Origin of the sequence: Flavitalea plasmicola, assembly GCF_030546645.1 — a bacterium.
GTDB lineage: Bacteria > Bacteroidota > Bacteroidia > Chitinophagales > Chitinophagaceae > Puia.
The window spans coordinates 608187-618178 of the sequence record NZ_JAUOTO010000007.1; the positions used below are offsets into that span (position 1 = coordinate 608187).

Consider the following 9992-nt stretch of genomic DNA (forward strand, 5'->3'; position numbering starts at 1 on the left):
GAAAGGCCTTAAAATATCAGAAGGGGCAAACTGCATTTCCGGCTACAGGTTTTTCCGAATATACGAAATCCGGCGAGGCCTATGTCACCGTACTTCCATTTCGGATCAGACCTTTGCCCGCCCATCAAGGGCTGCACGTGCTTATTATTGATCAGTTTATCCCGCGCTTTTTATGGCATGGGCGCTGGATCAGGAAAAGCCACCGGCCTGATCTCTTCGATCGTCGTAAAGTCCAGGTCGCAATAGACTTCCACGTAAAAAGAGAACAGTTTGTATAAGGTTATCCTGTGATGCGCATCGCTTCGGTCGGAGATTAGTTTTCCCTCTTCCCACACCAGCTTGGCCCTGGTATCAAGATTTAATTGTGCGAATAATGTTTGCATGCAGTAGGTTTTGGAGTTCATGCAAACCTAAATGACTACATGAATGGGACGCATATTCGCCGGCAAATTTTTGATAATTATCAACGTTTATTTTTGCCAGGGGAAAGGTATTCCGGCTCACCTGATGAGCTACCGGATTTTACTACGAATGCGGCTGAGCGTCTCCAGCGTCATCCCCAGGTAGGAAGCTATGTATTTCAGCGGGATCCGGTTCACCAGCCGCCCTTTCGTGTGGATAAAGTGCCTGTATTTGGATTCGGCTCTGTTAAGGCGGCTGATATACGCCCTTTCCTCCGCATCGCAGTAATACCTTTCCAGTAATTTTCGGCCCACTATATTCATTTCAATAAAATGGTCGTACGCGTACTGCAGCGATGCATACTGGGCTCCCACCAGCTCACAGTCTTCGATTGCCTGGATATTCTCCAGGGAAGGCTGCCCGGGGTCAAACAGACTTCGAATGGAAGTGACCATCTCCTCTTCCGCCGTGATCCAGGTCGTGATCTCTTTTGCGTCTTCCTGGATATAGGCACGCAGCACTCCCCGCCTGACAAAATACAGGTGGTGGCAAAATTCTCCTGCTTTCAGCAGCAGCTTGCCCTTGCGTATGGTGTAGGTAAAACAATGCTCATCGATGTAGTCCAGCAAGACCGATCTCACCGGGTGAATGTGATTCACAAAAAAGGCCATGGGCGATCGTCCCCACTCTTGATTCCATTTTTTTGAAAAGACGCTATGTTCCTCCGGTGGCAGTTCTATCCTCACAAGCATTCAGTTATATTCAAATATAATAAATTCCTAATGTGCGGCCAATTAACAATTGGACCGAAAATCATTGATCCCTGTAATCAACACTATTAATCAATGCCTTATCTTCAAGCCGGGCAATGAAAAGCGGATTCGCCCGGAAGTCCCCGGTTGCCCGGGTAAGACCCGGAATGCCGTTAAATGAATCATCCGCTCCTTTGGTACATCCATTCTCACCCTTCATAGTTTCCGCCCAAAATTGCCGCTCCCGCAGTTTAGCTTTACAGCAAAAAGTAACAATATGCGATATACCGAGGCTTTACGGATAGTGGCATTTGCATCGCTCCTGATCTCGTGCAGAAAAGACCATCCCAATAACCCACCACCAACGGATCCCGTCAAAAAGATCCTGCTGAAAGATATTACGATACCTCATATCCCTTCTCCCTATTACCATTTTGAGTATAACCCCGACAGTACGGTTTCCAAGGCCGACTTTGCTTCCGGATACACGATCTATGATGTCATTTACGCCGGAAACAGGATCGCCGAGATGAGAAACAACATCCTGGTCAATCACGACACCTTGCGGTATTTGTATGACAATGCAGGCAAAGTGTTCATGATCAAATTTATCAACCAGCAAAATGTTCTTTACAGGCACGTTACATTTGCCTACAATGGAGATAAGGTTACACGAATAGAATGGGATCATAAAGAAGGCGATGCCGGTTTTTTGATCGACCGCACCCTCACATTTACTTATCTTCCCGATGGGAATGTAAGTACGATCACCGAACACCGACCCGCCCATCCCGGTTCGCCCGAGCTTACCTCCATCCGGCAGTTCGGGCAATATGACAACAAGATCAACGTAGAGGATTTCAGCCTTATCCATGACGGCATACACGATCACCTTTTTCTTCTGCAAGGGTTCCGTCTGCAGAAAAACAATCCCGGGAAAGAATCTTTTTCAGCCGGCGTCGGCCTCACCGCATATACGATTGATTACACCTATACTTACAACAGCGATAATACACCTTCATCCAAAATAGGCGAGCTATTATACACCGACGGAAGTGACGCAGGAAAAAGGTTCCAGACACACGCGGCTTACACCTATTATTGATCATCCTCGCAAGGAGGGTACGGAAAACATCAAGCTACAAAGAACCCGCCGGGTCAGGCGGGTTAGTTCGTTTACTGTAAGAAGATCCTGCGTGTTACAGTAGTTTTTCAAGTATTGGATGGGGACCGCCACGGGTTTCAGGGTTTAGGGGTGGTGTCCGGGGTTTAGGGATATATTGTATATTGGATTAGTAGGTTGCCGATACAAAGATGCGGTACCTGCGAAGCGTTGCCTCGTTTTCCATCGCCCCTTTTTTTTGTTTGCTCAGTAAACTTACCGGATACTAAGGGCAAGTCCTTATTATTTCAGAGGGAGTGCGGTTTAACGCTTCATGATCACCTTCATCGTCTCGCCGTCCACGGGCCCCGATGTATGCTCGTGTATGATCTTCCATACCCCCCCTTTCTGCTGCGCCACCCATGTCAGCCGGTTCTGCAGGTACCGAAGCTCTTCGCCCTGCTCCGAGATAGCGGCAAACCTTACATATGCGCTGGCAACAGCCATCCCGCCGGCCGCTTCCACTTGAACCTCATCGAACGTAACGACGACCCGTTCTGTTCCCAGCGACCCGAACCAGCCTTTCACCATCTCCCTCCAGGAAACCAGTCCCTCATACGTCCATTCCCACATATCAAAGATGCGGACGTGCTCGTCAAAAATAGACAGGAAGGCTTCGACGTCTTTCTGAAAGACGGCGTTCTTATAGGTTTCAAATAAAGATTCGATTTCTTTCATGTGCTGACAGATATAATAGTTGGGATCAATTTACGTAAAAATGGACGCATTGTGCCATCCGGTAGGAGGGAACGTAAATGTACGGGTGAATTTTCAGGGCGTGCCCCTTCGGTCGGGCTTTCCATTGCAAGTCCTCACCCTGCTGGCTGCGGGCTTTCCATTGCAATCCCTCACGCTGGTCAGTGCTACGTGTTAAAAAGATTCCTGCATCCTGTGCGCCTCTCTTTCTCGTTTCGCCGGGCAGCCCTAACCGCTCCGCCGCTGTACATTGGGCTACCACTGAATGTTGCCCTTTAACTCAGCCAAAATATAATTGGGCTTTTCTGCCTGCATCCCACGAGCCCAATGTAAGGCGTCTCCGCGGCAGGGCTGACCCTGGCAGATACTGTGTGCAAGTGCAATCATTTTGTCTGATAGATTGCAGCCTGCTAGGTGCAGGCCTTATTAAGGGTGACATTCGAGACTTGCCCTTCCGCTAGCCGAAGATTGCATCTTGATGCCGCGCTGCTGTATTTACCCGGGCAAATACCTACATCTACCACCCCAAGCAAGCGTGTATCAGAATCTTCCGGCAGCTTGTCTTCGGGTAAATAAGGCAGCGCGGACGCTTTAATGCACATTAGTTGCGGCGGATGCCCTTTAGGAAAGGGCCGTTGGTGCCTTTCTTACTTGAGCGACCCACTACAGCAGCATGGCCAAGGCGGAATAGCAGGAGCGTTATTGCCATACCATAAAAAACCACTATTCAGATGTCGTAAGAACACTCCGTTTTATATACCATTGGTGCCATTTTATGACATCCTGAATCGTAAAACTTAGTTTTCCCATAAAAGACTTTTCCGAAGAAGAAATAATTCTGGTACGGTTTTCCATGAAATTTATTTGCGCAGTACAGCAATAATATCTACTTACAGTCTTTTTAAGTATCGCAGAATCCAGAATTCTAAAATGATGCTTAAACAATAGATCAAGGGAGTCGTTATTTAGGCCAGTTCCTGTCTGCGCGTTGGATCTCAATGATGGGCAGAGAAAGATTAAAACAATTATATATTTCATATTATCACCTAGAAATGCTATTAACTTTTTTTGTTGCCGGTTGCGCGTCGTTAAGGTGCCCATTTTTATACCGCTCATCTTTCCAGCATCAACCTCCCGACTATCCCTCTTTTTCAATTCTTCCGGCATTTGTCTCAAGTATTGTGTTTCTTGGCTCAAATCAATTTCTTTATTTGCTATCCGCCGCAAGAAATTTTTCTATCAAGCGATGATCCCTCATCGCATAACCTTCTCCAATAGCGCCAGCACCCGCGCCCGTATCTCCGCCGCATCGAACATCTCCCCATAATGCGGCGCCTTCGGCACCACGATCAGCTCATTCGCCACCCCTGCCAGCGTAAGCCAGCTATGCAGGACCTTCGACTGCGTGTTGGGCACCGACTCATCCTTTTCCCCTTGCACGATCAGGAAAGGGGGGTCATCCTTGTCGATATACGTCACAGGGCTGGCCCGCTTCGCCAGGTCCGGCCGCTCCACAGGAAGCGCTCCCAGCAGGATGGACACGGGGTTATGCATATTGTTGATAGCCGTATCCGGGTTGCTGGCCAGCATGAGAAAGTCAGAGGGGCCATAAAAGTCCAGCACACATCGCACCTTGAAATGCGACGTTAGACCCGGCGGGTAAAATACAGCCACCGCATTATTGTTGGATAGGCCGATAAGGGAGGCCAGGTGACCGCCCGCCGAAAATCCGATCAGCGCGATCCGGTCCTTATCCAGCTTATATTGGCTCGCATGCTGGTAAAGGAACTCCAGCGCCTGGTTGCAATCCTGCGCCTGCGCGGGAAACACCGCATCCGTACTGTGGCGGTAATCGATGGATGCCAGCGCATACCCTTTTGCCAAAATATCCTGGATCGTGTTCCGCATATAGCCCATGTCCGCATATTTGTCATTCGACATCCAGGCGCCACCATGTACCCACACCACCACAGGCGTCCGTGGCCCCGCACCCGCCGGCAGGTAAATGTCCAGTAAATGCTTCCGTAACGTATCCCCCGCATAAGGGACATTTTCATATACGACAGTGGAAGCAGGGAAAATGCTTTTTACGCGTTCCGGCGCCTGTGCCATCGAAACGAGTCCGGAAAGCAAACAGCCCAGCGCAAATATCGAAGACTTCATATGGCAGACAGTTAAAGTGAAGATTAAAGTTATAAAAAATCCATCTCCCGCCCGGGCGAATCTCCAAAACCATCTGATACACCTCGCTTTTCCGCAGTAAATTGCGGACACGACGATTTGATTTTCATGTATACAAAACAGGAGATATCCAGACAGAAGCAGGCATTCTGGACGGCATTCGGTAGATATATGAAGCCGGTCCTGTCCACGGACGGCGAAGTGATCAGCTGGCTAAACTACAAGACGGGTAATAAGCATGTCCAGTTCAAAATGGACGCGGACAGCCGGCAGGCGCAGATAGCGGTTATCCTGCATCACTCCGACCCCGACAGGCAGCGGTTATACTTCGATGGGTTCTCCCGGCTCAAAGACATTTTTGAAGAGGAGCTGCAAGAGAAGGATTGGAGCTGGCTGCGGGAGGTCACAGATGAGCACGGGAAAACTGTAAGCGTAGTACAAAAGACGCTGACGGGGGTTAATATTTTTAAGAATGAAGACTGGTCGGCAATCATTTCTTTTTTGAAGCCGCGGATCATAGCGCTGGATAGTTTTTGGGGGATGGTGCGGTATCATTTTGATGTCATCGGCTAACTCAAACGTGCCAATGAATCAAAACTTTTTAAAGGCAAAAAGGTTGTTTTTGATATTTAAGCATTCTATTATACATTTACAACGAAGGCATGCCAAATGCTTTAAGATTGTATGACAAATGGCACGGAATTCTGGCAGTGGTTTACGGATAACCATAAGGCTTATACTTTTTTAACATCTATTGAACCATCTGTTAAAGAAGAACTACTCGACAACCTGTTAGTTCAGTTGCATAAATATTGTGACAAACTCTATTTTGAAATAGGGGGATTCCCAGATGAGGAACAGGAGCTCATCATTACAGCTGAGGGAAACAAGGAATATTTCTCTAAAACTGAAGAGTTAATCGCTAATGCTCCCAATATTAACGGATGGACTTTTATTGCTTTTAAACAACCTACAAACGATCAATTCAAGTCTAAGTGGGGGGATATAGAACTGGATTCGCAAGACATCTGGTTTATACCGCTTGAAAGCGAAGACCCCAGAGAAATTGGAATAAGAGTATATGTTCCCAATTATGATCTCATCAGAGATAACGATTCTTCCAACCCGCTTTTATTGAAAATGATCGACACAATTGTAGGTGAAAAATCGTTTTCTGAAGACTTAACATACATCGAATTCGAAAGTCAAATAGTAGACCCTGAAGAAGACGGGCAAATCCCAATAATAGAATTATCAAGCTACATTGATTGGCACAAGTCGAATGCTGTATAAGAGAGAACTTAAGTCTTCCTGGCAAAAACCTGTTGGGGCGCTTGCCTGGGATAGGTGTTTGCTTTTTATTGATGAGTTGCTTACATTTATTGCTTTAGTGATGCGGACAAAATACCAATTGCAAATGGAACCTCTGGGAAACATAAGGGATCGTCAAATACTTTATACCAACATTCGGGCAGACCAAAAGTGGTCAAATGCACTACCACCTGATAATTGGATAGTTTTCAATATAGCCGACGACCTCGATCGGGAACTTATAAAGTAAGCTGTTGAACTATGTCTTGACAAATCGGTTTGTTATATATGTTGTGCCGGGAAGCTTTCTAGCTTGACGGAGCTCATTTTTGACGAGGAAATAGTTAATAGGGCCATTCAGGAAGAAACACAAACGGGGAAACCATATGACTATGAGCTTTCCCCAATAACCACTTCTCATAATAACTTTAGCGAGGGTTTTTGGTTTGCAACTACTGTCGCATGTGATAGCTACAAAGACATCGATACGGCAGTATGCATTGACCTCACAACAAAAGGGGTTAAAGATCATTTAACAGAATTGATTATCAAAATCAACAATAATTGGCTCCCATCGGATGAACCTTTTAAAGATCCGGTTTATGACAATATCAATGGCTGAAAATAAATGGACGGACGAAGGCTATACCCGAATAACTTGTAGCAAAAAGGTTTGTGCAAAATCATTCGTCAATAATTAGAAGGGTAGTTCACCGAAGGCTTAGCGATTTCTCTGCTGCTAATCTTCTCGCCTGGCTGTCCGAGAAAACTAACGGTTTTTCCAGTGAACGTGGCCTAATTTGAGGGAGATTACACATTACTTGACATAGACTAGAAGTTTGGGTTAAAAGACAGTCTTCAAATTGTCCACGAACTCCATGACAGCTTCAACGTCTTCATATTTGTTGCTTTCATTTTCTATAGAAGATAAATAATTCGCCAAACGTTTAATACAAATAACTTTGTCGCTCAGTTTTATTGGCTTCTGGATGCCTTCTATAACGCTGATTGCTTCAAGATAAGATGAGTCATCAAGATCGATTACTAGTCCCACAAAAAAATCTATCCATTCTGCACAGTCGTATTCAGAGCAAACATATATTAAAGTTGATATATGTCCAGAGTATTTAATTTCATTAATCTTATTTATCAGAACAGGTATAATATGCTCATCTGATAGATCTGCAAAAATCAATGCTATCTTATCCCTCACCTTATTGTCATCTGTAAGTCTAAATATCTTAACCAACTGACCTTGGATATCATTTTCAAGCGGAACCATTATAGACAATAATTTATAATAAATTTCGTCATTATCTTTAAAAACTTTCCCGTCTAAATAATATTCCATACGCTCTATTTTGAAATTATGGCCAATAATAATATTATTATGAAGCTTGCATATGCAATCAATAATACCCTATTAGCTTTTCTCCGAAGCTCTCTTTCCCGTTCATCGCCTAATCGAGGATTCAGAAGGAATAACGAAGTCATGCTATACTTTTTAAATGCGATGATTGAAAAAATTGACTCACGCCGATTAGGCTCACGAATTTTATTTTCCAGATACACTTTGTATAGATAACAGGCAATAAACAATATAATAAACGGTACGAAATAAGATAAAAAAAAATTCATACAACATTTTTAAATAGGGTTCCCCGTTATTTGTCAAATTAGAACTTCAGCATGCCTCAATGTACAAAAAGCTCCCATACCCTACACCTACGAAGATACCACCTTCCCTTTCAACCCAGGATCCCCCACAATCATATTCATCTCCCGATTCACCAACTCAACCATCTCCCTTCACTAGAGGGTCCAAGACCACCTGTGCAGCCTACAGACCATGTCCGACAAGGAGCGGTATAATCTCTGAAGGCCACACAACCCTGGGTGCTGAAGCTGGCGGAGCCTGGGGATATTGCGGCTTATTTAGTCGTGTCGAAGGAGGTGTTGCGGGAATTGGGGAAGTAAACGGTCGCAAAACTGCTGCATTGTACTTTTTACAGCGCAAAGAGTATATGAATAATTTCCATCAGTTAATTCCTTTCAGGATTTACTGGGCAATCCTCTTTCCAAAATTTCTCCTGTCACTGGATCTATAATCAAGTAAATATCACACCAATTATGTAAGTAAAGTTGCCCATTATAGAGTTTACCGCCGACGAAAGGACAGTCAACCCCCGTGTCATATCGCAATTTAGCAATCTGCCACTTGACTTTTTTTTCAAGAAGGTTAACTCCAAATACATTCTCATTAAACACAGTCTCTCTCGGGCTCTCTAAAAATACTATGAGCATGTCGAATACTTCAAGAATACTATTGATCTTATATTTAAAATATATTTCCTGAGCTTCTATTACAAGGAGATTTTCATTTACTTTATACATATTATTGTCTCAATTTAGCCAACCAAAAACAGTCATGGGAGGTCAATAGGAGGAATCTCTTCGAGAGGAACCGTACCAGCGCCGGGTCTAACAAACGTCGGCAAATTAACATCGGGCAACGGCGTCTGGATTGTCGATATTCCCTTGAACATACCATCTACTATTTTACCTAAGATTCTGTATTGAATACCACCTCCCTTTCCCCACGTATTTTCCCCAGCAACGCTAACTTCCATCTCTTCTCCTACTGGCACTTCAACCTCAGCAATCTGATCTGGTTCAAATTCTAAGGCAAATTTGTCTTTAATCTCTGCCGGGCTTAGATTCTCAATTTCAGTCCGCTTCATTACCCACCTACCTATCGCATTCGCCTTTGGATTTTTAGAACTAAATACTCGCACATATTTGCCAAGTACACTGGATTTGAATCTCGCCACATTTGTTCCTTTCTTATATGGTGGAAGAGAATATCCTGATTCAACATTTGCCTGCTCTGCCGTAATAAATCGCAGCGATGTATTGACATATGGACGAGCAACCGGATGATCTGTAACCGCCTTTGCAAATGTCACCCCTGATAGAGCAGCGATCCCCGCACCCGAATTATTATTCTTGTGACCTGTTACTGTAACGGGAGTACGCTCTTGCGGATGAGTCGAATCCGAAATAGCTAATCCAAGAGGATCAACGTGTAAGACAGGGTTATCAATGCAGTAGCCATATGGAGATACGTCTTCACTGATTTCAAGGAGCGGGTCAATCTGCCAGAACCTGCCTATCTGAGGGTCGAGGCTCCTGTAGTTAGTAGCATATAATTCTAATCCACTCCCATCACTAAACTCCTTATTCTGCAGCTCCGATCCTTTGTTATACCTGTACTTATTTTCGGCATAATTCGTCTTCAACGCCTTATCACTAATCCCCGCCATCGTCAATCCAAACGGATAATAATTCGTCTCTTCCAGCAACGGACCTGTGTAATGCGTTAAACTTAGATTATCAAAGAACACCGAGACATTCTTCGTCTCATTCAGCAGGTAAATATAAAATATCCGTTCTTCTTTATTCTTATTGTGTCCGTCGCCAGGGACATT

12 protein-coding genes and 1 pseudogene are annotated in these 9992 nt (G+C 44.8%); 5 read left to right on the forward strand and 8 right to left on the reverse strand.

The window, feature by feature from the left end; all coding sequences use genetic code 11:
- Window positions 1-170: 170 nt before the first annotated feature.
- Together Q4E93_RS27870 and Q4E93_RS27875 are read right to left on the reverse strand one after the other, a co-directional pair.
- Window positions 171-383, reverse strand: a complete 213-nt coding sequence (locus Q4E93_RS27870) for a hypothetical protein (RefSeq protein ID WP_303590982.1) — start codon at window positions 381-383, stop codon at window positions 171-173.
- Window positions 384-512: 129 nt separating this feature from the next.
- Complete coding sequence (locus tag Q4E93_RS27875) at window positions 513-1148, reverse strand: Crp/Fnr family transcriptional regulator (RefSeq protein ID WP_303590983.1); 636 nt, start codon at window positions 1146-1148, stop codon at window positions 513-515.
- Between the two features lie 283 nt (window positions 1149-1431).
- Here Q4E93_RS27875 and Q4E93_RS27880 point away from each other — a divergent pair, with 283 nt between their 5' ends.
- A complete protein-coding gene (locus tag Q4E93_RS27880; RefSeq protein WP_303590985.1) occupies window positions 1432-2259 on the forward strand; it encodes a hypothetical protein in 828 nt (275 codons plus the stop codon).
- Between the two features lie 321 nt (window positions 2260-2580).
- On the opposite strand, the gene Q4E93_RS27885 is transcribed toward Q4E93_RS27880, so the two are convergent.
- Window positions 2581-2994 carry a YybH family protein gene (locus tag Q4E93_RS27885; protein WP_303590986.1) on the reverse strand — a complete coding sequence of 138 codons (414 nt, stop codon included), beginning with the start codon at window positions 2992-2994 and terminating at the stop codon, window positions 2581-2583.
- Window positions 2995-3034: 40 nt separating this feature from the next.
- Between Q4E93_RS27885 and Q4E93_RS27890 the strand changes: the two genes are divergently transcribed.
- Window positions 3035-3190, forward strand: coding sequence for a hypothetical protein (locus Q4E93_RS27890; protein WP_303590988.1), 156 nt, complete (start codon window positions 3035-3037; stop codon window positions 3188-3190).
- 545 nt (window positions 3191-3735) lie between these two features.
- Here the strand turns inward: Q4E93_RS27890 and Q4E93_RS27895 are convergent.
- Window positions 3736-4209, reverse strand: a complete 474-nt coding sequence (locus Q4E93_RS27895; protein WP_303590990.1) for a hypothetical protein — start codon at window positions 4207-4209, stop codon at window positions 3736-3738.
- A gap of 57 nt (window positions 4210-4266) precedes the next feature.
- On the reverse strand, window positions 4267-5175 hold the full coding sequence (locus Q4E93_RS27900) for an alpha/beta hydrolase (RefSeq protein WP_303590992.1): 909 nt from the start codon (window positions 5173-5175) through the stop codon (window positions 4267-4269).
- A gap of 126 nt (window positions 5176-5301) precedes the next feature.
- Between Q4E93_RS27900 and Q4E93_RS27905 the strand changes: the two genes are divergently transcribed.
- From Q4E93_RS27905 to Q4E93_RS27915, 3 genes and pseudogenes are all read left to right on the forward strand, one after another.
- A complete protein-coding gene (locus Q4E93_RS27905; RefSeq protein WP_303590993.1) occupies window positions 5302-5766 on the forward strand; it encodes a DUF4268 domain-containing protein in 465 nt (154 codons plus the stop codon).
- A 111-nt stretch (window positions 5767-5877) separates the two neighbouring features.
- Window positions 5878-6486 (forward strand): hypothetical protein, encoded by a 609-nt coding sequence (locus Q4E93_RS27910; RefSeq protein ID WP_303590994.1) that lies wholly within the window; start codon window positions 5878-5880, stop codon window positions 6484-6486.
- 292 nt (window positions 6487-6778) lie between these two features.
- Window positions 6779-7126, forward strand: a pseudogene (locus Q4E93_RS27915) (DUF7684 family protein); the annotation flags it as partial.
- Between the two features lie 222 nt (window positions 7127-7348).
- Here the strand turns inward: Q4E93_RS27915 and Q4E93_RS27920 are convergent.
- From Q4E93_RS27920 to Q4E93_RS27930, 3 genes are all read right to left on the reverse strand, one after another.
- A complete protein-coding gene (locus tag Q4E93_RS27920) occupies window positions 7349-7855 on the reverse strand; it encodes a hypothetical protein (protein WP_303590996.1) in 507 nt (168 codons plus the stop codon).
- Window positions 7856-8556: 701 nt separating this feature from the next.
- Complete coding sequence (locus Q4E93_RS27925) at window positions 8557-8898, reverse strand: DUF7957 family protein (RefSeq protein ID WP_303590997.1); 342 nt, start codon at window positions 8896-8898, stop codon at window positions 8557-8559.
- Window positions 8899-8930: 32 nt separating this feature from the next.
- A partial coding sequence (locus Q4E93_RS27930) for an RHS repeat domain-containing protein (protein WP_303590998.1) occupies window positions 8931-9992 on the reverse strand: 1062 nt, incomplete at its 5' end.

What these genes read in the sequence shown, in the direction of transcription:
- Q4E93_RS27870 (WP_303590982.1), bottom strand. Translation starts at nt 383, where the DNA reads ATGCAAACATTATTCGCACAATTAAATCTTGATACCAGGGCCAAGCTG.
- Q4E93_RS27880 (WP_303590985.1), top strand. Translation starts at nt 1,432, where the DNA reads ATGCGATATACCGAGGCTTTACGGATAGTGGCATTTGCATCGCTCCTG.
- Q4E93_RS27885 (WP_303590986.1), bottom strand. Translation starts at nt 2,994, where the DNA reads ATGAAAGAAATCGAATCTTTATTTGAAACCTATAAGAACGCCGTCTTT.
- Q4E93_RS27890 (WP_303590988.1), top strand. Translation starts at nt 3,035, where the DNA reads ATGGACGCATTGTGCCATCCGGTAGGAGGGAACGTAAATGTACGGGTG.
- Q4E93_RS27900 (WP_303590992.1), bottom strand. Translation starts at nt 5,175, where the DNA reads ATGAAGTCTTCGATATTTGCGCTGGGCTGTTTGCTTTCCGGACTCGTT.
- Q4E93_RS27905 (WP_303590993.1), top strand. Translation starts at nt 5,302, where the DNA reads ATGTATACAAAACAGGAGATATCCAGACAGAAGCAGGCATTCTGGACG.
- Q4E93_RS27910 (WP_303590994.1), top strand. Translation starts at nt 5,878, where the DNA reads ATGACAAATGGCACGGAATTCTGGCAGTGGTTTACGGATAACCATAAG.
- Q4E93_RS27920 (WP_303590996.1), bottom strand. Translation starts at nt 7,855, where the DNA reads ATGGAATATTATTTAGACGGGAAAGTTTTTAAAGATAATGACGAAATT.
- Q4E93_RS27925 (WP_303590997.1), bottom strand. Translation starts at nt 8,898, where the DNA reads ATGTATAAAGTAAATGAAAATCTCCTTGTAATAGAAGCTCAGGAAATA.